The 24,872-nt window shown below is 51.7% G+C and carries 21 protein-coding genes; 8 read left to right on the top strand and 13 right to left on the bottom strand.

Annotated elements, in window-relative coordinates:
- The first annotated feature begins 141 nt into the window (after positions 1–141).
- Together B9G79_RS03495 and B9G79_RS03490 are read left to right on the top strand one after the other, a co-directional pair.
- Entirely contained in the window at positions 142–1,083 is a 942-nt protein-coding gene (locus B9G79_RS03495; RefSeq protein ID WP_088564318.1) for an NmrA family NAD(P)-binding protein, read from the top strand.
- Positions 1,084–1,175: 92 nt separating this feature from the next.
- Positions 1,176–3,224, top strand: coding sequence for a S9 family peptidase (locus B9G79_RS03490; RefSeq protein WP_232469093.1), 2,049 nt, complete (start codon positions 1,176–1,178; stop codon positions 3,222–3,224).
- Here B9G79_RS03490 and B9G79_RS03485 read toward each other — a convergent pair.
- From B9G79_RS03485 to B9G79_RS03470, 4 genes are all read right to left on the bottom strand, one after another.
- On the bottom strand, positions 3,221–4,030 hold the full coding sequence (locus B9G79_RS03485; RefSeq protein WP_088566761.1) for a L,D-transpeptidase: 810 nt from the start codon (positions 4,028–4,030) through the stop codon (positions 3,221–3,223). The genes B9G79_RS03490 and B9G79_RS03485 overlap by 4 nt on opposite strands.
- Before the next feature lie 166 nt (positions 4,031–4,196).
- Positions 4,197–5,828, bottom strand: coding sequence for a HAMP domain-containing methyl-accepting chemotaxis protein (locus B9G79_RS03480; protein WP_088564316.1), 1,632 nt, complete (start codon positions 5,826–5,828; stop codon positions 4,197–4,199).
- Between the two features lie 161 nt (positions 5,829–5,989).
- Positions 5,990–8,674 (bottom strand): aconitate hydratase AcnA, encoded by a 2,685-nt coding sequence (gene acnA / locus B9G79_RS03475; protein ID WP_088564315.1) that lies wholly within the window; start codon positions 8,672–8,674, stop codon positions 5,990–5,992.
- A 16-nt stretch (positions 8,675–8,690) separates the two neighbouring features.
- Entirely contained in the window at positions 8,691–9,239 is a 549-nt protein-coding gene (locus tag B9G79_RS03470; RefSeq protein WP_088566760.1) for an NUDIX domain-containing protein, read from the bottom strand.
- Between the two features lie 172 nt (positions 9,240–9,411).
- Between B9G79_RS03470 and B9G79_RS03465 the strand changes: the two genes are divergently transcribed.
- From B9G79_RS03465 to B9G79_RS03445, 5 genes are all read left to right on the top strand, one after another.
- Entirely contained in the window at positions 9,412–10,170 is a 759-nt protein-coding gene (locus B9G79_RS03465) for a hypothetical protein (RefSeq protein ID WP_232469090.1), read from the top strand.
- Between the two features lie 175 nt (positions 10,171–10,345).
- On the top strand, positions 10,346–10,867 hold the full coding sequence (locus tag B9G79_RS03460; protein ID WP_232469088.1) for a hypothetical protein: 522 nt from the start codon (positions 10,346–10,348) through the stop codon (positions 10,865–10,867).
- Positions 10,864–13,629, top strand: a complete 2,766-nt coding sequence (locus tag B9G79_RS03455; RefSeq protein WP_088564314.1) for a tail fiber domain-containing protein — start codon at positions 10,864–10,866, stop codon at positions 13,627–13,629. The genes B9G79_RS03460 and B9G79_RS03455 overlap by 4 nt, the downstream gene beginning before the upstream one ends.
- A gap of 110 nt (positions 13,630–13,739) precedes the next feature.
- The gene (locus tag B9G79_RS03450) at positions 13,740–14,918 is read left to right on the top strand and encodes a PA14 domain-containing protein (RefSeq protein ID WP_088564313.1); all 1,179 of its coding nucleotides are present in this window, start codon (positions 13,740–13,742) and stop codon (positions 14,916–14,918) included.
- Between the two features lie 80 nt (positions 14,919–14,998).
- Positions 14,999–15,724, top strand: coding sequence for a phosphatase domain-containing putative toxin (locus tag B9G79_RS03445; RefSeq protein ID WP_088564312.1), 726 nt, complete (start codon positions 14,999–15,001; stop codon positions 15,722–15,724).
- On the opposite strand, the gene B9G79_RS03440 is transcribed toward B9G79_RS03445, so the two are convergent.
- From B9G79_RS03440 to B9G79_RS03430, 3 genes are all read right to left on the bottom strand, one after another.
- Positions 15,721–16,113, bottom strand: coding sequence for a nuclear transport factor 2 family protein (locus B9G79_RS03440; protein ID WP_374035879.1), 393 nt, complete (start codon positions 16,111–16,113; stop codon positions 15,721–15,723). The two genes, B9G79_RS03445 and B9G79_RS03440, sit on opposite strands and share 4 nt — an antisense overlap.
- A gap of 69 nt (positions 16,114–16,182) precedes the next feature.
- A complete protein-coding gene (locus tag B9G79_RS03435; protein WP_088564310.1) occupies positions 16,183–16,806 on the bottom strand; it encodes an NAD(P)-dependent oxidoreductase in 624 nt (207 codons plus the stop codon).
- A 60-nt stretch (positions 16,807–16,866) separates the two neighbouring features.
- Positions 16,867–17,286: an Rrf2 family transcriptional regulator gene (locus B9G79_RS03430; protein ID WP_088564309.1), complete on the bottom strand. Its 420-nt coding sequence runs from the start codon at positions 17,284–17,286 to the stop codon at positions 16,867–16,869.
- Positions 17,287–17,397: 111 nt separating this feature from the next.
- Here B9G79_RS03430 and hmgA point away from each other — a divergent pair, with 111 nt between their 5' ends.
- Positions 17,398–18,687, top strand: a complete 1,290-nt coding sequence (hmgA, locus tag B9G79_RS03425) for a homogentisate 1,2-dioxygenase (protein WP_232469086.1) — start codon at positions 17,398–17,400, stop codon at positions 18,685–18,687.
- A 28-nt stretch (positions 18,688–18,715) separates the two neighbouring features.
- Here the strand turns inward: hmgA and B9G79_RS03420 are convergent, their stop codons facing one another.
- The 6 genes from B9G79_RS03420 to B9G79_RS03395 form a co-directional block, all read right to left on the bottom strand.
- On the bottom strand, positions 18,716–19,474 hold the full coding sequence (locus B9G79_RS03420; protein ID WP_088564307.1) for a class I SAM-dependent methyltransferase: 759 nt from the start codon (positions 19,472–19,474) through the stop codon (positions 18,716–18,718).
- Between the two features lie 50 nt (positions 19,475–19,524).
- Complete coding sequence (locus tag B9G79_RS03415) at positions 19,525–20,007, bottom strand: hypothetical protein (protein WP_088564306.1); 483 nt, start codon at positions 20,005–20,007, stop codon at positions 19,525–19,527.
- Positions 20,008–20,098: 91 nt separating this feature from the next.
- A complete protein-coding gene (locus B9G79_RS03410; protein WP_088564305.1) occupies positions 20,099–20,854 on the bottom strand; it encodes a UDP-2,3-diacylglucosamine diphosphatase in 756 nt (251 codons plus the stop codon).
- Positions 20,854–22,512 (bottom strand): cell division protein FtsZ, encoded by a 1,659-nt coding sequence (gene ftsZ, locus B9G79_RS03405; protein WP_088564304.1) that lies wholly within the window; start codon positions 22,510–22,512, stop codon positions 20,854–20,856. The genes B9G79_RS03410 and ftsZ overlap by 1 nt, the downstream gene beginning before the upstream one ends.
- 62 nt (positions 22,513–22,574) lie before the next feature.
- A complete protein-coding gene (gene ftsA, locus B9G79_RS03400; protein ID WP_088564303.1) occupies positions 22,575–23,831 on the bottom strand; it encodes a cell division protein FtsA in 1,257 nt (418 codons plus the stop codon).
- Between the two features lie 121 nt (positions 23,832–23,952).
- Positions 23,953–24,699: a cell division protein FtsQ/DivIB gene (locus tag B9G79_RS03395; protein ID WP_088564302.1), complete on the bottom strand. Its 747-nt coding sequence runs from the start codon at positions 24,697–24,699 to the stop codon at positions 23,953–23,955.
- Positions 24,700–24,872: the final 173 nt, after the last annotated feature.

Genomic DNA, 24,872 nt, shown 5'->3' with positions numbered 1-24,872 from the left:
GTCTACACTCCGACCCTGGCGGAGTAGAATAAAACCAAAGAAAGGCTGCCCACAAAGCAGCCTTTCTAATTTGTAAGTTCCCCCCTCCGAAGCCGATCCCCTACCATTGAAGCCTACACTCATATTTTAAGGAGACGGGCTATGATTCTTGTTATGGGAGCTACAGGTCACATCGGTTCAAAAATCACCACTCACCTTCTGGCAAACAGCCAACAAGTGCGCTGCGTGGCCCGCAAGTTCCCAAACAAAGAGGCCTTCCGTGGCGCGGAACTGGCGCAAGGTGACGCCAATGACGTTAGCTTCCTGATGGACTGCATGCGTGGCTGTTCCGCCGTCTTTACGATGATTCCCCCGGACCTGAGCGCCAAAGAAGTGCGCTTCTATCAAAACAAATTCGGTGAAGTCATTGCCGAAGCCATCGAAGAGGCCGGCGTCAAAAAGGTGGTGAATCTTTCCAGTGTCGGAGCCGACCTTGAAAGCGGCACAGGCCCTATCCTGGGTCTGCATGATCAGGAAGAAAGGCTGAACTCCATCACCCGCGCGGACATCGTACACCTTCGCCCGACGTACTTTATGGAAAACCTGCTCAGCGGAATTCCCAGCATTATCTCGATGAACCGCTTCTTTGGAACCATGTCCGGAGAAGTTCCGGTGCCAATGATTGCCACCCGTGATATTGCGGCCCGGGCTGCGTTCCTGTTGATGCATCCGGAGTTCAAATCCCACAATGTCGAATATCTTTTAGGTGAGCGTGATGTGACCTTCGAAGAAGCTATGCGCATCATCGGTCAGGCCATCAAAAAACCCGACCTTGAATATGTCGAGGTCCCTGAACAGGAAATGAGAAATTACCTGATCGGAGCCGGTCTGAGCGAAGACTGGTCAGATGCCATGCTGGAAATGAGCCGCTCGTTCAATAACGGCACCATCGCCGGCACCTTCAACCGCGACAAAAAGAACACCACGGCCACATCTTTGGAGGAATTCGCCAGAACAACGTTCCTGGATGCTTACACCCGCGCTCAGCGCGCTGACGCAGACAGAAAATCACGTCCGTCCTCGGAGCGTGAAGCCAGACCGTAAGGTTCTTGTGCTTCCCAATTCCCGGAAGATGGTGATAGCCTTTTCGAATGAAAAAAAGTGTCTTGGCTATCGCACTTCTGGGAGTTTCATGCATGCACAAAAATTATCTTGATTATCCGAAACCTGAAAAGATCACAACCGAGCTTTCCAAACACGGCGACATCCGTATGGACGACTATTTCTGGCTGCGCGAACGCGAGAATCCCAAAGTCGTCGACTATCTGAAAAAAGAAAATGCCTACACTGACGAAATGATGAAGCCCGCCAAAGAGCTTGAGGAAAAGATATTCCAGGAGCTGAAGTCCCGCGTGAAGGAAGATGAATCCTTCGTGCCGGCCAAGGACGGTGACTACTGGTATTCGGCTAGATATGAGAAGGGCCAGCAGTACCCTTTGCACACCCGCCACAAAGGCAGCCCCACGGGCCCGGAAGAAATTCTGATCAATGTTCCGGAACTGGCAAAAGGGCACAGCTACTTCAGCTCAACCGGTCCGCGCATGAGTCCAAACCACAAAATGATGGCTTATGCGGTGGATACCGTGGGCCGACGATTCTACACGATTCACTTTAAGGATCTGACCACCGGGAAAGTGCTGGCGGAAAAAATCGAAAATGTCACCGGCAACCTGAGCTGGGCCAATGACAATGAAACGATCTTCTATACCGAACAGCACCCAGAAACCCTGCGTTCAGAGAAGATCTATCGCTACAACATCAAAACGCACAAAAAGGATCTGGTCTATCACGAGAAAGACGACACCTTCAGCGTTTACGTTTACAAGTCTTTGTCTGAAAAGTTCATCTTCGTCGGCTCCTACAGCACCCTGACGACCGAAACACGTTTCATGTCGGCAGACACCCCCCTAGGGACTTTCAAGGTGTTCAATCCACGCGAACGTGCGCACGAATACTCGGTCACGGATGGCGGCGACAAGTTCTATATCGTTTCCAATAAAAACGCCCGCAATTACAAATTGATGGTGGCAGACCTTGATCACACCGAGGAAAAACACTGGAAAGAACTGATCCCTCACCGGGATGACACGTACCTGGAAAGCGTCACCGTGTTTAAGGACTTCATCGCACTGGACGAGCGTCACAACGGCCTGACTCAAGTGCGCATTGCGGACCGCAACGCCCAGAATCCTTACGAGCTGAAGTTCGCAGATCCAAGCTATCTGGCATCTGTCGGCGACAACCGTGAATACGACACCGAATGGCTGCGCTATAACTATGAATCCATGCGTCTACCGGATTCTGTTTACGAACTGAACGTCAAAACCAAAGAACAGGTTTTGAAAAAAGTGAAAGAGATCCCGAACTACAACGCCGACTTGTACAAAACCGAGCGCGTATTCCTGACAGTTCGCGATGGCACCAAAGTTCCGGTGTCCCTGATCATGAAAAAGGACTTCAAGAAAGACGGCAAGTCCTCGATGCTGGTTTACGGCTACGGATCCTACGGCGCGAACATGGACCCTTGGTTCAGCAGCAATCTGTTCAGCCTGGTGGATCGCGGTTTTGTCTATGCCAAGGCTCACATCCGTGGGGGTTCCGAGATGGGCCGTCACTGGTATGACCAGGGCCGCACGCATTCAAAGATGAACACCTTCAATGACTTTATTGACGTCACCGAAGCTCTGATCAAAGACGGCTATTCGACTCCGGAACACACTTTTGCCATGGGTGGAAGTGCCGGCGGCCTTTTGATGGGGGCGGTGATGAATCTGCGCCCGGATCTTTACAAAGGTATGGTGGCCCAGGTGCCGTTCGTGGATGTGATCTCAACCATGCTGGATGATAGCATTCCTTTGACCACCAGCGAATACGACCAGTGGGGCAATCCGAATGTGAAAGAGGACTACGAGTACATCCGCAAGTACTCTCCTTACGACAACGTCAAGGACCAGGCTTATCCGAATGTTTTGGTGACAACAGGTTTCCACGATTCTCAGGTACAATACTGGGAGCCGGCGAAATGGGTGCCGAAGCTTCGCGAACACAACAAAGGGACTTCGATGATTCTTTTGAAGACTGACATGGAGTCAGGTCATGGAGGAGCTTCCGGCCGCTTCGATCAGTTGAAAGAAACGGCCACGGAATATGCATTTATTCTGATGGTTAACGGAAATAAGAATTAGTCTCTTACGTCCTGCACGATGATCAGCGCACTGAAAGTGTTGAACTTCACAGTTTCGCCGGTCTTCTGGCTTGTCCAGTACTGAGAATTGATGTACTTCACGCTGCCATCCTCATTCAACACCGGAGTTCCGTCCGGATTGATTTCAGGGATGGTGGCGCGCTCAGTTTCCTTCACACGGTTGAACAACTCTTCAGCTGTTTTCGCATCCTGACGGGTGCAACCACCGGAAGCGCGGCCTCCAAGATAGTCCGTGTATTTCTTGTAAACTTCATGCAAAGCCAAACCGTTGTCCACGTCATAGAAGATCGCAAACGGCATGGAAGAATCCCATGAACTGGAGTGGTGATCTTTAGACAGGAATTTCGGCGTGTAATAACCCGTTGGGGTCTGAGACCAGTAAGACTTCGCCGGAGCGCCCGTGCACTCTTTGTTTTTGCGTTTCAGCTCCAGACCCTCGCGGCCTGTGGATACTTTGCTGTTGATAACAACGCGGCCATATTCGTACACACGCATTGTCTGGGCGGTACGGCCATGTTCAGCCTTGTTGATCACGATCACATAGCGGAAATCACGCAGCCAGGGCTTGGAATAGAAATCCTGCTCACTGAATGCCTGCTGCGGTCTTAGGTATTCTGGCAGACGCGGCGTCACGGCTTTTTCATACGAATAGACCTGGCTGTACTCCTGATCTTCGTATTTGCAGTCGTTAAAGGCATTTTTCACCTTACCCCAGAAAGAGGCCGACGCGGATTGACTGACAACCAAAGCCGCGGCTACGACTCCGTACTTCATAACGTTCTTCATAATCACTCCGTTCTTTTTTATGAAAAGACGAATTTCATACAGCAAAGACTTTGCCACATTTTGAGACACTGTACTGCAAGCTGGAGGCTTTGAATGGAAAAGGCCCCTGAAAGGGGCCCTAAAAAGTCACATAGTAAAGAAGTTCAACACAGGCGTTTTGGCCGCCTTAGAAGCCCTCGATGGTGCCCACCTGGCGATCGTCATCAAACGGAATCACCTCGCTGGCAGCCGAGGCTTTCGCAGCTTTCTTCGGGGCCACCACCTTTACTGCCTGGGAGGCCGTCACGGCAGGCGTCTTGCTGACCGCCACGGCGGCAACTGTCGGCGCAACAGCCGTCACACCCCCTTTACCGTGGATCACTTCATTCAGTTGAGACGTCAGTTTCTGGGAGGTCGCGGCCATCGAGTCAATCTCGGCACTGGAGGCGGCGATTTCTTCAGCGGAAGCCGCGTTGCTCTGTGCGGACTGATCAAGCTGGTTCATGGCTTTACTGATCTGCTGAATCCCGGCTGTCTGCTCGGTGCTGGCCGTGGCGATTTCATTGTTCAAATCCGCCACTTTTTTAACTGAAGTCACAATATTATCCAGAACCACACCACTGGAGCTGGCAATCTGGCTGCCCTCTTCCACCTGCTGCACGGACTGCTTGATCAACTGGGTGATGTCCTTGGCGGCAGAGGCGCTTCGTTGCGCCAGCGCACGGACGGCTTCAGCCACCACGGCAAAACCTTTCCCCTGCTCTCCGGCACGGGCGGCTTCCACCGCGGCGTTCAGCGCCAGCAGGTTGGTCTGAAAGGCGATATCGTCGATCACATGAATGATTTCCTCAATTTTTCGCGAGGAACCCGAGATCTGCTCCATGGACGAAATCAGTTTTGAAATTTCACCCTGACCTTTTTCCGCAACCTCACGGGAGGAGGCCGAAAGACTTGCCGCCTGTTTGGCGTTATCCGAGTTCATCTGCACCATGGAAGAAAGCTCTTCCAAAGAAGCCACGGTTTCCTCCAAAGAAGCTGCCGCTTCCGTGGAAGACTGGGACAAGCTTGTACCCGCACTGGTCATCTGGGTCACGGCACCGGCGACATGATTGCTGGCTTCCGTCAGTTTTTCCGAGATGCCGGAGATCTCTTTGGACATGCGCGAAGCAATCCACAGCAACGTCCCGGAAATCAGAATATTCCCGATGATCGTTGTCAGAATATTCCACATCTTTACAGACTGCTCGGCCTGATGAGCCAGTACTCCTTCGGCCGTGGCTTTACCTTCATAGATTTTCAAGGCTGCGGCGGTGAACTCACTCACCGGAACACCCGCCACGGTGTAGGCCCCGCGCAGAAGCTCTTCGGCTTTCTCAAGGCTGGCGGCATCTTTGGATTTAAGATTTTTCAGAATGTCTTCCATGATCGCCAGAATGGCCGGGAACTTGTCCTGAGCCTTTTCAAACAGGACCTTTTCTTCTTCCGTGAAAGACGTCTTGGTGTATTTTTCATAGTCCTTGCGATAGGAATGCAAAGCCTGTTCGGCCATCGTCACTTCGCCGTCGATATCTTTCCCCGCCTTGAAAAGGCTTAGCGCTGAGTAAGCACGAAATCCAAAAGCATTCCGGGAAATGCGCATGTCCGTCAGAATCAGAATATTGGGAATGATTTCGTTGTGCGAACTTTTCAGAAGCTCATTCACGCGACCCACACCGTTAACAGAGATAACCCCGACCATACAGAAAGCCACAATCGGAAGGGCCGCTGCGAATAGAAGTTTTCCCTTGATGCCGCGAAACCAGGACGTGATGTTGCCCATAGATGTATAACTCCTCGATAACGTTCTGATCTACTTTTCGTTTTGATGCGAACTTTACTGAAGGGCTTGGGACAGTTTCTTAAAGGAAGGTAATTTTTTGGACCTGGCCGGTGGACAGAGCTCTCGCCTGTTCAGGCGAGAGCTTGTGAATATGCAAGGAACTAGACCAGTTTTCTCAGAACATAATGAAGGATGCCGCCATTCTTGTAGTACTCAAGTTCGACGGCGGTGTCGATGCGGGAACGCACCTTCACGTCCTCTTTCTTGCCGTCGGCGCGATGAATCGTCAACGTCAGATCCTGCTGCGGTTTCATCCCGGATTCAATGCCGGAAATATCAAACGTCTCACTGCCATCCAAATGCAAAGTTTTGCGATCTGTGCCCGGATGGAATTGCAACGGCAACACCCCCATACCAATCAGATTGGAACGGTGAATGCGCTCAAAGCTTTCCGCGATCACAGCCTTCACACCCAAAAGGCGAGTGCCCTTGGCCGCCCAGTCACGGGAAGAGCCGGTACCGTACTCTTTCCCTGCGATCACCACCAGCGGGGTCATCGTGGACTGGTACTTCACAGAGGCATCATAGATCGCCAGTGTTTCACCACTTGGCACGTATTTGGTCATGCCGCCTTCCACCCCTTGAAGCATCTCATTCTTGATACGGATGTTTGCAAAGGTTCCGCGCACCATCACCTCGTCGTTACCACGCCGGGATCCGTAAGAGTTGAAATCTTTGGCCTCTACACCGTGTGAAGTCAGATAACGACCTGCCGGGGAATCCTTTTTGATACTGCCTGCCGGAGAAATATGGTCGGTCGTGATGGAGTCGCCAAGAATGGCCAATGGGCGAGCGCCCTTCACGTCATGAACAGCTTCCGGCTTCAAAGTCATGCCTTCGAAGTACGGAGGGTTCTTGATGTAAGTGCTTGGCTCCCAGTTGTACACCTGAGAGGACGTCGTGTTGATTTTTTGCCAGTCCTCAGTTCCGGCAAAAACATTTCCATAACGGGTGTCGAACATTTTCGTTTCAACAGTCTTGTTGATGGTGTCCTGGATTTCCTGCGTGCTGGGCCAGATGTCTTTCAAATACACCGGTTTACCGGCCGAATCAGTACCCAGCGAATCACGGGTGATATCAATCATCATATTTCCCGCCAACGCGTGCGCCACCACCAGCATCGGGGACGCCAGATAGTTGGCTTTCACATGCGGATTGATACGACCTTCAAAGTTGCGGTTGCCGGAAAGAACCGAAGCCACAACCAGATTTCCTTTTTCCACTGCTCCCGCAACGGGCGCTTCCAATGGACCGGAGTTTCCGATACAAGTCGTGCAGCCGTAACCCACAAGATTGAAACCCAGTTTGTCCAGATAAGTCTGCAAACCGGCGCGCTCAAGATAGTCCGTCACCACCTGAGAACCCGGAGCCAGGGACGTCTTCACCCACGGCTTCACGGTCAAACCTTTTTCCACGGCTTTCTTCGCCACCAGGCCCGCCCCGATCATCACCGACGGATTGGACGTGTTGGTGCAGCTCGTGATCGCGGCGATCACCACGTCCCCGTGGCCCAGTGAATAGGATTCACTGTCCACCGCCACCGCAGAAGCGGTTTTGCTGGCTTTGTCAGCCTCCACCTGGAAGCCCGCCACCAGTTGTTTTTTAAAGTCTTCCGCAGCGCCCGCCAGCACCACGCGGTCCTGAGGACGCTTTGGTCCCGCCAGCGAAGGCTCCACCGTCGACATATCCAAATGAAGAGTGTCATTGAAGTGATAGTGCTTTTCAGCTTCTTCAGAACGCCACAAACCGGTTTCTTTCGCATAAGCTTCAACCAGAGAAATTGTTGCGGCATCACGCCCGGACAGACGCAGATACTTCATCGTCTGCTCATCCACCGGGAAGAATCCGCAGGTGGCACCATATTCCGGAGCCATATTGGCAATCGTCGCACGATCCGCCAGTGACATGGATGCCAGACCCGGACCATAGAATTCAACGAACTTGCCGACCACACCTTTTTTACGCAGCATTTGCGTGATGGTCAGAACAAGATCCGTCGCCGTTGTGCCTTCTTTCATTTTGCCATCAAGTTTAAAGCCGACCACTTCCGGAATCAGCATGCTGAGAGGTTGCCCCAGCATCACCGCTTCCGCCTCGATACCACCCACACCCCAGCCCAGTACGGCCAGACCGTTGATCATGGTGGTGTGACTGTCCGTGCCCACCAGCGTGTCCGGGAAGGCGTTGGCACCCTCCGGCCCGTGATTGGACCATACAGTTTTACCCAGATATTCCAGATTCACCTGATGACAAATACCTGTGCCCGGCGGAACCACTTTGAAGTTCTGGAACGCATTCTGCCCCCATTTCAGGAAGACATAACGTTCGTGGTTTCGCTCAAATTCCATCTTAACGTTTTCATCAAAGGACTTTGGTGTCCCGAAGGCATCGACCATCACGGAGTGGTCGATCACCAGATCCACCGGCACCAGCGGGTTGATCTTTTTCGGATCCCCGCCCAGTGACTTCATCGCATCCCGCATCGCCGCCAGATCCACCACGGCCGGCACGCCGGTAAAGTCCTGCATCAGAACCCGCGCCGGGAAGAAAGAAATTTCGCGGGAAAGGGATTCGTTGCTCAGGCTTAGCAAAGAATCAATGTCCTCTTTGCTGACATGCAGACCGTCCTCGTGCCGCAGAAGGTTTTCCAAAAGGACCTTCAGCGACACCGGAAGTTTCTTGATGTTGGGATGCTGAATTTTTTGAGCGTTGAAAATGGTGTAGCTCTGAGAGCCCACCTGAAGTTTCGATTTCGTCTTAAAACTGTCTTTGGATTGAATGAACATGAGAGGCTCCTTCCTCTCAATTCCACTCCCCTCTTAGAAATTTATCAAGCCAAAAAGCCCCGATCTGGGTTTTCACATCGCTGACTTTTCCCTCGAGAACAAGCTGCATCAGATCCGCAGGTTTTACTTCGACGACCTCAATAAACTCACCCTGATCCAGACGCTGTTCCAGTTGAATCAAATCCTTGGCCAGATACAAATCGATGTGTTCATTGGAATAACCAATGACGGGATGAATTGTGGTCAGGAACTTCCATTCTTTGGCTTCATAGCCGGTCTCTTCAAGCAGTTCTCGCTTTGCTGTCAGCAGGGTTTCCTCGTTGTGATCCCTTTTGCCAGCCGGGAACTCGAGAAAAACTTTCTTTACCGCATGACGGTACTGATGAATCATCACCACGTTTCCATTCGGCAAAAGCGGGATCATCATCGCGGCACCGGGATGCAGAATATATTCCCGGGTGTAAGTGCGCCCATCCGGTGCCTGCACCTGATCCTGTTCAATTTTGAGGTATCTTCCTTTAAAAATCTGACGCGTGGAAAGCGTCTTTTCTTCCAAATGCTTCATGGTGTTCAGAGTCTCATACAGACACGCTGAAGTCGCTTTCATTTCGTCTGGACCAAAGATGGTCCCGCCTTTTGTCCAAAAGGTGTAGAATGGATGTGGCTCATAGATGTTGAAATAGAGAGTGTTGTATAGACTTGTGTTAAATCAAATTTGAAAGATCAGGAGGATCACTATGAGAGCTTTGACCAAGGTGGGAATTTTCATGTCCACCGCTCTTCTTGCTTCGCTCATGTTTGCCCAGGATGCAAACGCCCAACGCCGCCTTAGCCGCGGTCCAAGCCTTTCCGGCGACATGTCTCTGGGAATCGGTCTGTCGACGGTTTCTGCCGGCCAAAATGACATGAACTCCCTGATTGATGCCGCTCGTGCGAGCGCCGCCAATGCTGACACCAAATCTCTGGGCAGCGCCTGGGAGTTTTATGCCAACTGGTCCTACCGCTTCAGCGGGACTTCTTACGCCTTTGTCTTCCGCCCCTCTTATTTCATGCAAAGCACTGAAGGCTCTGGGACAGACGGAAGCTACGATTACAAACTGACGGGATTCACCGTGTTTCCCATCTTCCGCATGTATCCTCTGGAAAACTCTTTCATTAAGTTTTACATGCAGACAGGTCTGGGTTACGGGTCCTTGAGTGGAGAGATCACCGCCGGCACCAAGAATCTGGATTTCAAAGGCAGTGCCTTTGGCGCCATGGGTGGTATCGGTGTGGACTTCTGCTTCACCGACGCTCATTGTTTGACGGTGGAAGGCAACGTCCGTTACATGCCGATTGAAAGAAACCTGACGACCGGAGGCAACTGTACCGGCGCCAGCGACATCCCGGGCGTCAGCCAGTGCGGTGGTGATTCAGAAGTCGAGCGCAACGGCAAGGACTTGTCCACGACTATGTCCGGTGTGCAGGGCCTGATCGGTTATACGATGAATTTCTAGCAAGACTGCTGTCTTGTTTCAGTACTGATTCGCTCCCAAAGCCGCCTCAAAGAGGTGGCTTTTTTTATTCTCATCCTGAGACATCGGCCGACTTTAGAAGTCCTTCATTTTTGCCGATATTTTAACAAGTATGAACACACGGGACGTGAATAAAATCGCCATATTAGGGATGATCGTGTCGATCCTCTCTGCCTGTTCGGATGCCAGTCCGACAGTGTCGATTCTGCGTTCCATGGAAAGTCTTGAATTCAATCCAAACCATGTGGTTACTTCCAGCCTGAACAGCGTGCCACTGCAGGCCTCTTGTTCCAACTTCATCGGCAGCATTGACATGAGCCTCGATGGTGGTGCCACCTGGATCACACCGACCAGCTATGATGTTGCGGCTCCCTCTTCGTGCGTGAACGGGAAGTTCACCGTCAGTTTGTCCAATCTGAAATCCCCCTGGAGCTCTTTGGCGATTTCACCGGGCCAGACACTGAAGGTTAAATTCCGTGCGCAACCTCGCAAGAACAACTTCTTCTACAAGGAAGTGACCGTGCTTTACTCCCCTTCCTCCACCCGCAGTCAGGAAATCCTGATCGGCAGCGCCGAACAGGCCGGTGGTGGTTATCGGGTGAAAAGCCGCCTGCGCCACCAACAGCAGCATGTCGCTGCTGGCGGCAATTTCAAAATCAAAGGGAGAATCACCGAATGAAAAGCCTGATTCTTTCCCTCTTCCTGATTTTAACAGGTCTTGCCGCCCATGCGGCATCACCTTCGCCCGGTCCTCTGTTCACATATGAGGGTCTGCTGACTGATGCTGGGGGCACTCCGATCACGACGACTCAGACCGTGATTCTGCAGATTATCTATCCGTCCACTTGTGTGGTGTTTGAAGAAACCCACAGCATCACTCCCGGCTCCAGTGGTGAATTCAGTGTGATTGTCGGCAGTGGCACGCGCACGGATTCCACCGGCAACACCGCCGATCGCATCTTTGCGTCCTCCGGCAGTGTGACCTGTGCTGACACCAGCACGGTGACGGCATCTGGTTTCACAACCAGGTCTTTGCGGGTGCGTGTGGGTGGAACAGATCTGACACCGGATGTGGCAATCAATACAGTTCCCTTCGCCATCAATGCCGTCCGCCTTGCCGACAAGACTGCCGCGGACTTTGTGCAGATCTCAGCCTCGACAACTCAAACCAATGTTGACAGTGTCTTTAGCCGCTACGGCACTCTGAACAGTGTTTTGAATCTGTTTGGCACTGCCGGCGCCAACGGTCAGGTCCTGATCGGCAATGGCACAGGCTATACTCCGGCAACTCTGACAGCAGGTTCCGGAATCAATATCACCAACGGAGCTGGCAACATTACGATTTCTGCCAGCGGCGGTGGAGGCTCAGTCACTTCCGTCACCGCACAATCACCGTTGGGGGTTGCGGGAACTGCGGCGGTGCCTGATTTGTTCATCACTCAGGCCAATTCCACCACGAACGGTTATTTAAGTTCAACCGACTGGCAGGCTTTCAACAACAAACAAAGCAAAACCCTTTCCACTGGAAACATCTGGGTGGGTAACGCCGGTGGCACGGCGGCCGAAGTCGCGGTCAGCGGTGATGCGACTTTGAACTCTGCCGGAGCTTTAAATCTTGCGACTGTCGGCACGGTCGGCACTTACACCAAAGTGACCACGGATGCCAAAGGACGCGTGACTGCGGGTTCGACCCTGACAGCGGCTGATATTCCTGCATTGGACTGGAGCAAAATCACCACGGGCCTTCCTGGCACACTTTCAGGATATGGCATCGTCGATGCGGTGAAAAACTTTGGTGGCGCCACGGGAATCATGGCGGGTGTGGATGCCGCCCGTCCCGCAGCAGGCAACAACGGACTTCTTTATATTTCTTCAGACAGCCACCAGATCTATCGCGACAATGGTTCCAGTTGGAGCACCTTGGGCGGAGGTGGTGCGGCAACTCCGATCAGCCTTACGTCCCAGGTTACAGGCATCCTGCCGATAGCCAATGGCGGTACCGGCGCCTCCAGCAGTGTGGGTGCTATGGCCGCTCTTTCACCATTAACGAGCAAAGGGGACATCCTGGTTCACAACGGCACGAACAATGTGCGTCTGCCAGCGGGCACGAGTGGACAGGTCCTCACGGCAGACTCGGCAGACGCCAACGGTGTGAAGTGGATTTCAATCCCCACCGGCACCGTCACGAATGTGGCCGGAACCGCCCCCGTGGTTGTTACCAACAACACCACAACCCCGCAGATTTCTGTCAGTGATGCCACCGCCAGCTCCAAGGGTATAGTGCAGATCGGAAGCGGTCTGAATGTCAGCTCCGGTGTCGTCACCGTGAATCCGGGATCATTCCCTTCTTTGGTTCCAGTCAACAAAGGTGGTACCGGCACTGGGACTTTCAGTGCCAACAAACTGGTTTACACCAATGCTTCAGGCTCTGCTTTCACTGAGTTTTCCTGCGCTGTCGGGATGGCCATCGCCTTTGATGGAGCCGGCGTTGCGGGATGCTCCAGCTACAGTTCTTTGGGTGTCCTGGTGAACTCCGGAAACTCGCTGGGTATTCCGATGGTGCTTGGCACCAACGATGCCTTCAGTCTTTCGTTTGAAACAAACAATTCTCCGCGCATGACGATCGACGACAGCGGACGCGTGGGTATCGGCACAACCAGCCCGGCCACTCCCCTGCATGTCATCGGATCTGGCGAAGTTGCCCGCTTCGTGACTTCGGCCACTGGCGGTGTGGTGATCGACTCCACAGCACTGAACTACAACCCGTCTTTGATTTACAGAAAAACCAACGTCAATCGCTGGTCGATGATGGTGAATGCAGCGTCTGAAACCGGATCCAACATGGGCTCCAACTTCAGCATACTTCGCTATGATGACACGGGCGCCACTCTGGGCGCAGCGGTGACCATTGATCGTGCGACAGGGAACTTCGGCATCAACACCCCGGCACCGACTTACACTCTTCATGTCACGGGAACTGCCGGACTGAGCACCGGGACCGCGTGGACCAATGCCTCGGACCGACGCCTGAAAGACATCCACGGTGAATACGAATACGGTCTGAATGAAGTTCTGAAATTACACACCGTTCGTTATAATTATAAATCCGGAAATGCCCTGAACCTTCCGTCGGATGTGCCTATGACTGGTTTTATCGCCCAGGAAGTGCAGCAGGTGATTCCGGATGCGGTGAAAACCCGCGCGGATGGGTACCTGGAGCTGAACGTCGACCCCATTCACTGGGCGACCGTCAATGCCGTCAAAGATCTTCATGGCATGTGCAAAGCCACCCAGGACCAACTGAACACCATCACCCGCAAAGTGGCTTCACTGGAAGAGGATGCCGCTGCGAAAGACCTGCGCATCAAAGCGCTGGAAGAAGAAAACAAGAGTCTCAAAAAAGATCTGGAACTGATCAAAGCCAAACTCGGTCTGCAGTAATCTCATTTCGAAACTTCAAAACATATCAATATCGTACGACGTGTGGGGGATACTTCCACAGTTTTTACAATTTTGTTAATCTTGTAGATAGCTGATTGTTGAGGTACGTAATGACGAAATCACTATTCCTTGCCGTGCTTTTGGTGTCCCCTTTTGCACTGGCAAAAAAACAAAATGAACCCAATATCCGCGCCCGTGGCCTGCTGAAGAAGATCACGTGCAGCTATCATGGCAGCGGAAAAACCCCGACTGGCGACAGCATCGGATCGGTGGATTTTGCCGATCCGGAAAAAACCGTGTGTGATCCTCTGGGCAGCGGTTCGGCCAACAACAGCGAAAACGGACTGTTTGCGAAACTGTATGTGAAAAGCCCCGAGATGTCCGCATCAGTCAAGAGCGTGATGGACTATTACAACAAGGGTGTGAAGCTTGAGCAGGATCTTTATTTCTCGGACGTGAACGTGCCCACCCGTGCTTTCACCGAAGGTTTTGCCACTAAAAACGGAGATGTGTTGGTGGATGCCGGTGGCAACAAGCTGATAGAAAACTTTGCCATTGAATACTCGTCAGTTCTGAAGCTGTCTGATCAGGACCGCGAAGGCCACTACGAGATTTCCCTGCTGTCGGATGATGGTGCCCGCCTGTTCGTAAAAGAAGGCGACGTGTGGAATGAACTGGTGAACAACGACGGTGTGCACCCGACCCGCCTGGGCTGTCCTTATCGCACGGTGGAAATGAAAAAAGACACCGAACTGCCAATCCGTATTCTGTACTATCAGGGGCCGCGCTATCACATCGCCAACGTGATGATGTGGAAGCACCACAAAAAGGCCCAAAGCTGGAAGAAGCCTTCTTCCCACTCCCTGTGTGGTATCCAGAGCAACAACTTCTTCTATAATCCCAACAACGGAAAAAAACAGGCCGCCGTGAAGTTCCTGGAAGCCACCGGCTGGGACGTGGTGGCACCAGCCAACTTCCACATGCCCGCTTTAAAGCCGAACCCTTGTGTGGAGCCTGACTTTGCTCTGAGTGATTTCAAAATCGCCTCGGTGGCGGCACCGAATGCAGAAATTACCTGGTCCACAAATTTCCCGTCCTCAAGCCAGATCTATATCGTGAATGTGTTTACGGGTGAGGAAATGTACACGGCCGTGGATTCTGAAATGGTCACAAGCCACAAGGCCGTCTTAAGCGGTCTGATCCATGGTTTGCAGTATCAGGTTCAGGCCATCAGTGTGGATGCCAAGGGCAAAGAAGTCCGCAGCCCTGCGATGATGCTGCTGCCATAAACTTATCATTCCTTCCGGGAATACTAAGTTTCCACCTGCTTACTTGCCAGTCCCCCGGTTTTTAAATAGAAACCGGGGCCATGAAAGCACTTCCTTTCCTTCTTGTTCTATTCCTTTGCCCATCTGCCTGGTCTTTACAATCGGCTTTTCTGGGCTCGGTTGAGGGGTTAAGCATTCCCAACTCGCATGAAGTTTCCAGCGACGCCAACGGCGCCCGCGTGGTGCGCGGGATGGAGCCCCGAAACAAAGCTCAGATTCAGGAGCTGCTGGATTCCGGCATCGAAGAGGTTCTGATCTTTAAAACCGACACCAAAGGCGAAGTCGCCAAAGAAATCGCCCAACTGCAAAACGCGGGGCTGTCAGCCTCGGCCATCACCCATGTGCCTTTTCCCTGGAAAGACCTGCATGACTACAAGGCCGCCTGTCGCATGACGATTGAGGCTTTAAAGACAATTGAAAAATCTGTGAAAGCCGGAAGAAGCATTTACTTCCACTGCACCGTGGGTGAAGACCGCACGGGTTATCTGGCGGGTCTTTGGGGCCTGTGGACCGGAGAGTTTGAATCCGCAGCGCAAGCGTTCAAGTCCGAGATGTGCGCGCGGGGCTATGAAGCCGGCAATCCACGCAAACCATATAAAGAAGTTGTCGCCAAGATTCGCGAAACACTGACGCCGACTTATCTGAAAATGGCAAGGGTCCTGGAAGATGCCCGCGCACGCGGACAGAACCTGCACGGATCCCTGTGCAATCAGGAACCCGTGATTGAAAACGCAGCGGCTTTCCGCTGCGTCAGCAAAAGAAACTAAAACATGGTGTTTGTATTGGCGGCCTTTTCCGGAATCGCCTGAATCACATCCCAGTGTTCAACGATTTTGCCGTCTTCCACGCGAAAGATATCCACGATCGCACGACCGCGATCGTCTTTGTTCTGTTTGGACAAAACATGCAAAACCACCAGGTCGCCTTCCGCAATCACACGCTTGATTTCACTGCGCGCTTCGGGATTGGCTTTGAAGTGCGGAATGAAATACCCGGTGAACGGTTTCACCCCATCCGGCACCAGGGGATTGTGCTGAATGTACTTTGAGCCAAAGTACTTGTCGGCGGCTTCCTGCACTTTGTGATCCCGGAAGACCATGTTATAGAAATCCGTGACAATCTTTTTGTTTTCTTCCACGGTGGTTTTCTTCGCCATTGCCGGAAGAGCCAATGACAGAATCAATGCGGCAGTAATTGCTTTAAATGCTTTCATGTAAGGGCCTTTCTAGTAACCGACGGTGAAGCGTTGTTTAAGGTACTGGGGCTTTTCCAGTTCATCGACCATCGCCACCGCATAGTCTGCCGTCGAAATGCGGCTTTCATTTTTTGCATCAAAGACCGGAGTGTCTTTGCCCAGACGGAATTTTCCCGTGCGAGGCCCTGGTTCGATCATCATGGCCGGGCTGAAGAAGGTCCAATCCAGATCATTTTGGGTGCGGATGAAGTTCAGTACTTCGCGCGTTGCACGGGCGCCGTCTTTCCATTCCGCCGGGAACTGAGGTGTGTCCACCAACTGAACCCCCGGAGAAATTTCCAAAGATCCCGCTCCGCCCACGATCAGCAGACGTTTGATACCGGCTTTTTTTGTTGCCGCCGCATAGGATTTCGCGCCAGTCACACTCATGTCAGTTCCTGGATTATAGGCACTCACAACAGCGTCCTGACCCTTCAGGATTTCAGCCAGTTTTTCCGTGTCAGTGACATCGGCTTTTTTCACCAGCAGGTTTTCGCGGGATTTGATTTTTTCCGGATTTCTGACAATGGCGGTGACTTTGTGTCCGCGGCCTAGCAGTTCTTCCAAAATGTCGGTTCCGATAAATCCGGAAGCTCCGATCAGTGCTACATTCATGGTTTTCTCCTTTGTTAAGTAACCATATTTGTTACAGTTTAATGCAAAAAAACAGAAGACCTAGTCGACCTTGTGAACCAGATCCGAAAGCTTCGTCTGCTTCAATTGATCTGCCACACAGTCATTCACTTCTGAAAACACCGGCGTCAGCAGCTTCGCCATACTGGTGCTGACAGGACATCTTGTATTGGGCCGGTTCGGGTTGAAAGCAAATACGTCGGATTCCCCCACCGCCTGATAAATGTCACGCAGGGTGATCTTCTCTGCCGGCCGGGCCAGTTCGACTCCGCCGCCTTTTCCCTGATGGCACGTCAGCAGACCCGCTTTGGAAAGCTCGGCCATCAGACGGCGCACCACCACCGGATTGGTGTTGACGCTTCCCGCCACAATATCGCTCTTCAGAAGCTCCCCCTTAGGGGCATCGTGAGCTACCAGGGTCATAATATGAGTCGCAACCGCGAATCTGCTATTAGCTGCCATACTGTAACTATATTAGTTTCATTAAAGTCCGTCAAGAGGTCATTTATCAGCCCCCGCGGTTGAGGGGCATCCCTGTTGATTTTTTACCTGGGACCTGATTATCTGTCCCATATGGAAACAAAATACTTATCAGGTTTCGGAAATCATTTTTCCACAGAAGCTCGCCCGAACTCTTTGCCTCAGGACCAGAACTCTCCACAAAAGGCCCCGGCGGGTCTTTATCCTGAACAGCTCAGCGGCACGGCCTTCACAGCCCCTCGTCATTCCAATATGTTTTCCTGGCTGTATCGCATCCGCCCGTCCGTGATGCACAAGCCTTTCGCCCCGCTGAAGGATCTGACTTCCAAAACCTTCTTCAAACCTCAGCACATCAATCCCAACCAAATGCGCTGGAATCCGCTGGCTGAAACTTCCGCGAAGCAGGATTTCGTTGAAGGCATCCGCACCGTGTGTGGCACAGGCTCTGTGCACGAACAGCGTGGTTTGAATGCGCATCTTTATTCGTTCAACAAGTCCATGGACACACGCTACTTCATGAACGCCGATGGGGATTTCCTGCTGGTTCCGCAAAAAGGCTCTTTGCATGTAAAAACCGAAATGGGCTTTATGGAAGTGGAACCCGGCGAAATCGCTCTGGTTCCCCGCGGGATGAAGTTCCAGGTGAATCCACTGAAAGACGGCACCACTTGCACTGGGTATATCGGTGAAAACTTTGGTGCGGCTTTCAGACTGCCGGACCTGGGCCCGATTGGCGCCAACGGTTTGGCTCACCGTCGTCACTTCCTGACTCCGGTGGCGGCGTTTGAAGACAAAGAAGGAAAGTTTGAACTGGTGGGTAAATTTGCCGGTGAACTGTGGAGCGCTGAAATCGGCCACTCGCCACTGGATGTGGTGGCATGGCACGGAAACTTTGTTCCGTTCAAATATGACCTGCGCAAATTCAACACCATCAACACCGTCAGCTATGATCATCCAGATCCATCCATCTTCACCGTACTGACCTCACCAAGTGAAGTGCCTGGCACGGCGAACGTGGACTTTGCGATCTTCCCGCCACGCTGGATGGTGGGTGAACACACCTTCCGCCCACCGTACTTCCACCGCAATTGCATGAGCGAATACATGGGTTTGATCTATGGCGAATACGACGCAAAAACCGCGGGGGGCTTTGTTCCTGGCGGCGGCAGTCTGCACAATTTCTATTCCGCGCATGGACCGGACGTGGATGCATTTGAAAAAGCCAGCAACGCGGATTTAAAACCGCACAAGATCGAAGCCACCATGGCCTTCATGTTTGAATCCCGCTCCCCGTATATGGTGACGGACTTCGCGATGGGGAAAGATTTCCTGCAAAGCGATTATCAAAACTGCTGGCAAGGTTTCAAAAAGTACTTCAAATAAAAAAAAGCCGGGGAAACCCGGCTTTTTTTTATTTCATTCGTGCGTGGAAAATACGCGTGTCGTATTCAATCCGCACCATTCCATTTTTCTGATACTTGTCGAACAGCGCTTGCAGCTCGACTTTCATGGCCGGATACACTTCACTGTCCGCCTGAGGCATGTATGACGAAGACAACAGACGCCCTAACAAGCCATCAAAATCCAGATCCTGATAATTGAAAATCACATGTTCGTTGTAGGCCCCCAGAAAACTTTCAATCTGGGAATGATCGATATTGTTATGTCGAACCTGCTTGTAGTCGGAACCGTACTTCGCAATCAGCGCTTCATAGTCCACATTAAATCCCGTGCCCGTCATCCGGCGGTCATTCCAGATCAACGCCGCCGTTCCCGGCGATTTCAAAATGCGTTTGAATTCTTTCTGAGTCGCCACCGGTTCAAACCAGTGAAAGGCCTGAGCGGCAATTACGAAATCCACGCTGTTGGCAGGCAGCCCGGTGTTTTCAGATGAACCATTCACACTGTGAAAATCAGGATAACCCACCAGGTTCTTTTCAGCAGCAGCCCGCATTTTGGCATTGGGCTCAACCCCATACACGATGTTGCCGTTCTTTAGAAAGATTTCGGTGGAAATCCCTGTTCCCGAACCCACATCGACAACCACACTTGCTGCGGTCAGCCCCAATTGGTCGGTGAAAAACTTAAGAAGTTCAGAAGGATACGAGGGTCGAAACTTGACGTAGTTATCAACCCGGTCACTAAATCGTTGAGTCGGTTTGAAATCCATACCCAGATTCTATCGCAGCGCTTCGGAAAAAGTAAGCAGGTACCTTTTAGTTATGGATTGATGATGTCCATTTTCTTTTGAATTTTAACGGGTGTCATATGGCCGTTGCCAGATTCGGTGTACCCGATCAGTTCGACCGTGGCGGTGACTTTTTCGGGGCTGCCGATTGGCAATCCACCACACTTGATCGGACAAGTCAGATCCAGAATTTCGTTATTGGTCATACGGACCGGAATGCCGATGGCATCCAACTGATAATCAGAATAGGTGCAGGTGTAAGACCGAATCGAAGATTTGAATGTCACCTGAATCATGGCCGGAGCAAAAAATTCACCACTGCGGTTGGCAATACGAATCTGAGGAATATCAATGTATGGCGAAGCAATATCACGACGATTGGATCCGTCCTGATAAGCCATGCAACTGATGGACGTCGAATGAATGACGAAGGCCTCTTTTTGCACTGTCATTTCCACAGCAGCCTGAGCTGTCATTGCCAGCAGAAACACCAAAGCACTGACCATTGATCTCATAAATCCTCCTTGAATACAAAAAGGATACGCCCTGAAGACTGTCGTCGCAAAAGTTCAGGTTTTTAAGTGATCCAGAAAATTCGGTCAGAACTTAGTCTTCAGAGGGAAGATAGACCCATTCGCCCACACCATTACGCAGGCAAAAAACTTTCACACGTTCTTCAAACCACGACCCCAGATTCACCGAGCGCACCGAGTGGCCGTTGATGGCTTCCGTGTGATCATCAAAGACGTGCATGTGACCGGACACAATCAGATCAAACGGCTTTTCCGCATAGGCTACCGACGTGTGTTTGCGAATCATCGCAATCAGTTCACCTTCATTGGATACACGATAGTGTCCGCTGCGTTCGCGGCTTTTTTTGCTGGCCTTGTTTCCAATGTGATCCCAGAACTTGCCCGGCAGAATACTTCCCAAAGGTTTGATGTAAGGATTGCGAATGATGCTGCGGTATTTGAGATATTTTTCGTCATTCAAATTGATCAGGTCCCCGTGCTCGCAGCGCACACGGACCCCGTCGATCAGATAATACTGAGCCTCGACAAAAACTTCGATTCCCAGACGCTTCTGGAAGTACCCTTCCACGTGCACGTCGTGATTGCCCTCGATGAAAGTGATACGGGCCCCCGCTTTGCGAAGATCACCCAGAGCCTGCATCAGAGGTTCGAACTTTTTGGCAAAATAAGTGTGTCCACCGACCCACAGATCGAAGATGTCCCCGAGCATGAAAAGGTGAACCTGCTGCGGATTTCCCGCCAGCAAAGAACGCAAAAAGCGCAACAGGATTTTCCCATTGCGCTCTTCAGCGGTTTTCAAGTGAATGTCGGATATGAACCAGGCTTCCACTATTCTTTATTCAGATCGAATCCCTGTTTCTTGCGGATGAATGCAGGAACTTCAAGATTCTGGCTGGAGAACGGAGAGCTCAGGACTTCGCGAGCCATGCGGCGCGCTTCTTCCAAAGACTGCTGTTCGTGATCCACGTTCATGGACAGTTGTTCCGGATTCGCGTGCTTGGATTTCAAGTCCTGGCTTTCTTTGAAAGCGCGGGCTTTAGCCAGCAGCATATCACGCGGAGACAAAGATGATTCCACTTGTGGCTGGATCGGAGTGGCAACTTCCTGTTGAACAGGAGCTTGCTGAGCCTGAACCGGCATTTGTGGCATCATGTTTTGTGCTGCCTGCTGCGCCACCTGCGGAGTCACGGCAGCTACAGGGGGAACAACCACAGTCTCAGTAACCTGAGGAGCTGCCTCTGTCTGCTGTGGTTGATGCGTAAAAGACTGAACCTGAGACTGAACCGCAGTGATCGGCGGAAGTTCAACCGCTGGCATCTGAGGCATAACAGGCATTTGTGGCATTGTCGGCATCACCGGCATTTGCGGGAACTGAGGCATTTGTGGCATCTGCGGCATCTGTGGCATTTGAGCCATCTGCTGCGGCATTTGCGGCATCTGCATGTTCATGCCACCGAAGTGAGCTGCGTTCTGGTTCAGGAAGTTCTGCATTTGATTTACCTGAGCCATGTCGTTCACAAGTTTCACATCGTGAGAATCGAAACCAGTCGCGATCACAGTCACGCGAACTTCATCACCCATGCTTTCATCGATAACCGCACCGAAGATGATTTCTGCATCTTCATGAGCCGCTTCAGTGATCAGAGTGGAAGCTTCGTTCACTTCGTACAGAGACAGGTCAGAACCACCCGTTACGTTGATGATGATGCCAGTCGCGCCATCGATCTTGACGTTTTCAAGAAGTGGAGAAGAGATCGCAGCAGTCGCCGCTTCAACCGCACGGTTGTCACCTTTGGCTGCGCCAGTACCCATGATTGCGATGCCTTTGGAGGACATAACAGTGCGGATATCGGCGAAGTCCAGATTGATAAGACCGCGGATGTTGATCAGATCAGAGATACCTTTAACAGCCTGAAGAAGAACCTCGTCCGCTTTTTTGAAGGTTTCCAGAAGCGGAGTTCTTTCCGCAGCAATGGAAAGAAGTTTCTGATTCGGGATCACGATCAGGGTGTCCACGTTTTCTTTCAGATCAGCCAGGCCGCCTTCAGCGTGCTTGCCGCGTTTTTTACCCTCGAACAGGAAAGGCTTGGTAACCACACCGATAGTCAAAGCGCCAAGTTCACGCGCAATCTTCGCGACGATCGGAGCGCCACCCGTACCAGTTCCGCCACCCATACCCGCAGTGACGAACACCATGTCCGCGCCTTCCAATTTTTCAACGATTTCATTGTAGGATTCGATCGCAGCTCTGCGACCCACATCCGGATTTGCACCCGCGCCAAGACCTTTTGTAAGGTCCAGACCCAACTGGATCTTATTCGGAGACTTGCTGGCGTTCAGGGCCTGGATGTCTGTATTGGCAACGATGAACTCAACACCGTTCATGCCGGATTCGATCATGGTGGCAACCGCGTTGCTACCGCCACCGCCGACGCCCACTACTTTAATATTTGCACCGATATTGATATTTTCTTCCAACTCAAACATTTGATCCTCCCCACAGAATCATCCGCCGTCGCCGAGGCTTGGGCGAACTCAGGCTAAAAATTTTAAAAAATCTGTCCAAAAAATTCTTTGATCTTCTTGGTGATCCCGTCCAGCGATTCACCAATGTTCACTTCCTGCTGCTGTTGATGCGCCTGAAGCAGGTCTTTTCTCTGCCCCAGTGCATACTGCAACAGTCCGACAGCGGCGGAGAATTCTCCAGACTTCACCACATCCGTCAGACCACCGATTTCACGAGGAGCCCCTCTGCGAACCGGAATATCAAAGATAAATTCACCCATTTCGATCAGACCATCCAGGTTGCTTGCGCCCCCTGTAAGAACGATCCCGCCACCAAGCATTGGCATCAGGCCGCTCATACGAATGTCATTGGCAATCAGGTTCAGAGTTTCCTCTGCACGAGCTTCGATCACATCCGCAAGGTCCTTGCGAGGAATCACGCGGGATTTTCTGCCGCCGACACCTTCGACCTCAACAGTTTCATTTTCATTCACCATGGAAGCCATGGCACAGCCATGCTTCTTTTTCAGCTCTTCCGCCGCGAACTGCGGAGTTCTCAACCCCACCGCCACGTCGTGAGTGAAGTGCTGGCCACCCACTGGAATTACAGAGGAGTGAGCCACACTGCCGTTGACAAAGTAAAGGGCGTTACAAGCGCCGCCACCCATATCAACCACGCACACACCCAGATTCTTTTCATCGTTGGACATCACCGCGGTGGCGGATGCCAACTGGGAAAGAACCAGGCCTGCGATTTTCAAACCGGCTTTTTCAACACATTTTACTGTATTATTGATGGCACTCTGACCGCCGGTCACGATGTGCACATTGGCTTCCAAGCGGATGCCGGACATGCCGATAGGATCCGTGATCCCATCCTGGCCGTCGACTTTGAATTCTCTTGGAAGAACATGAAGAACAGAACGATCCGTCGGAACCGCCACTGCTTTTGCAGCTTCGATCACGCGGTCAATTTCAGAGGCGGTGACTTCGCGATTCTTGATCGCAACCATGCCCTTGGAATCAAAGGAAGAAATGTGCGAACCAGCAACACCCACCCACACTTCGGAGACGGTGTAACCGGACATCAATTCTGCTTCTTCTTTGGCTTTTCTGATGGAATCAGTCGTGGCTTCGATATTGACTACGACACCCTGACGGATCCCTGTATTGGGAGCGGTGCCCACGCCTGCGACTTCGATTTTTCCTTCGGGATTAACTGTGCCGATGACAAAAGAGACCTTGGTAGAACCAATGTCCAAGCCAGCCAATACCGGAGCTTTGGGTTTTGATGTACTCATCCTTAAGTCCTCACGGATGCCTAAACTATAAAGCTTCAGGAAAGACCACCCGTTAAAATCATTTTAAGGGGCTTCGAAAGGGGGCATCTACCCGACTTTGATCGGTCTTCCAGACTTAAGCTTAGGGATCCTTACGCAACCTGACAAGGACTTTCTTTGACAGATTCGCGTCTATGACGCGCGCGTCAAACTGGCGGGATTCGAGATAATCGACGACTTGGCTGACTCGTGCAGACTTCAAAGACACTTGGTCTTCACCCATCTTCACCTGGATTCCCGTTTTGATCATGGTCATCCAGAAGCCTTCTTTATTGTCGTAACGAATTTCAGAAATTGTTTTTCTGCTGAACGATCCTTCAGCAGGAATTTGCTCAACCACATCAACAGCCTTCTTGCGAAGTTCTGTTTTTTTCACAAAACCTTCTCCGTCAAGCAACACAACATCGGGAGCCTGCTTGCTTTCAACCGGATCCAGGAAAGTCCCGTCTTTAATGATCGGAACAAGTTTTCCACCCTTGGCCATGAACAGAAGTTTCACTTCATGCGGGCGCACGCGCACAGACAACGTCGTCGGCCAGCTTCTTTTGATGTTCAAACCTTCCACCCAGTTCAGGGCATCCACTTCACGAGACACTTTTTTAAGTTTGATATTCCAAAGAGAAACGCCCTTGTAACGGGCCAGACTTGCTTCCAGTCGATCAACGTGCGGGCGCAAAAACTGCTCCTGCCCCGCGGGTGGATTTTCAAGCACCACCTCGACTGTACGAATGTTGAAAAAGCCGTTTTCATTCAGATAAAAAAGCGTTCCCGCAAGTGCTGCAGGCAGAACAATGAATCCAAAAATAAGTTTCAAAACGAGCTTCTTCACAGTCGGAAATCCTCTGCTGTCGTGAATTTTAGATTAGCAACAAGATCGCCAACAATGAAACGCTGTCCGCAAAACAAGACCAAGGTCTTTCACTGGACCTTTGTGCACTTAGGTTTTCAAACCGCAACAAAACGAGCTTTAGTCCATATTGTTTTCGACCTCATTACCGATAG

Source organism: Bdellovibrio bacteriovorus (assembly GCF_002208115.1).
GTDB classification, from domain to species: domain Bacteria; phylum Bdellovibrionota; class Bdellovibrionia; order Bdellovibrionales; family Bdellovibrionaceae; genus Bdellovibrio; species Bdellovibrio bacteriovorus_C.
The sequence above is the reverse complement of the archived record's forward strand: the minus strand, read 5'-3'. Positions and strand labels throughout refer to the sequence as shown.

Coding starts and splice junctions, on each gene's coding strand:
- B9G79_RS03495 (WP_088564318.1), top strand. CDS start 142: ATGATTCTTGTTATGGGAGCTACAGGTCACATCGGTTCAAAAATCACC.
- B9G79_RS03490 (WP_232469093.1), top strand. CDS start 1,176: ATGCACAAAAATTATCTTGATTATCCGAAACCTGAAAAGATCACAACC.
- B9G79_RS03485 (WP_088566761.1), bottom strand. CDS start 4,030: ATGAAGAACGTTATGAAGTACGGAGTCGTAGCCGCGGCTTTGGTTGTC.
- B9G79_RS03480 (WP_088564316.1), bottom strand. CDS start 5,828: ATGGGCAACATCACGTCCTGGTTTCGCGGCATCAAGGGAAAACTTCTA.
- acnA (WP_088564315.1), bottom strand. CDS start 8,674: ATGTTCATTCAATCCAAAGACAGTTTTAAGACGAAATCGAAACTTCAG.
- B9G79_RS03470 (WP_088566760.1), bottom strand. CDS start 9,239: ATGAAGCATTTGGAAGAAAAGACGCTTTCCACGCGTCAGATTTTTAAA.
- B9G79_RS03465 (WP_232469090.1), top strand. CDS start 9,412: ATGAGAGCTTTGACCAAGGTGGGAATTTTCATGTCCACCGCTCTTCTT.
- B9G79_RS03455 (WP_088564314.1), top strand. CDS start 10,864: ATGAAAAGCCTGATTCTTTCCCTCTTCCTGATTTTAACAGGTCTTGCC.
- B9G79_RS03450 (WP_088564313.1), top strand. CDS start 13,740: ATGACGAAATCACTATTCCTTGCCGTGCTTTTGGTGTCCCCTTTTGCA.
- B9G79_RS03445 (WP_088564312.1), top strand. CDS start 14,999: ATGAAAGCACTTCCTTTCCTTCTTGTTCTATTCCTTTGCCCATCTGCC.
- B9G79_RS03440 (WP_374035879.1), bottom strand. CDS start 16,113: ATGGCGAAGAAAACCACCGTGGAAGAAAACAAAAAGATTGTCACGGAT.
- B9G79_RS03435 (WP_088564310.1), bottom strand. CDS start 16,806: ATGAATGTAGCACTGATCGGAGCTTCCGGATTTATCGGAACCGACATT.
- B9G79_RS03430 (WP_088564309.1), bottom strand. CDS start 17,286: ATGGCAGCTAATAGCAGATTCGCGGTTGCGACTCATATTATGACCCTG.
- hmgA (WP_232469086.1), top strand. CDS start 17,398: ATGGAAACAAAATACTTATCAGGTTTCGGAAATCATTTTTCCACAGAA.
- B9G79_RS03420 (WP_088564307.1), bottom strand. CDS start 19,474: ATGGATTTCAAACCGACTCAACGATTTAGTGACCGGGTTGATAACTAC.
- B9G79_RS03415 (WP_088564306.1), bottom strand. CDS start 20,007: ATGAGATCAATGGTCAGTGCTTTGGTGTTTCTGCTGGCAATGACAGCT.
- ftsZ (WP_088564304.1), bottom strand. CDS start 22,512: ATGTTTGAGTTGGAAGAAAATATCAATATCGGTGCAAATATTAAAGTA.
- ftsA (WP_088564303.1), bottom strand. CDS start 23,831: ATGAGTACATCAAAACCCAAAGCTCCGGTATTGGCTGGCTTGGACATT.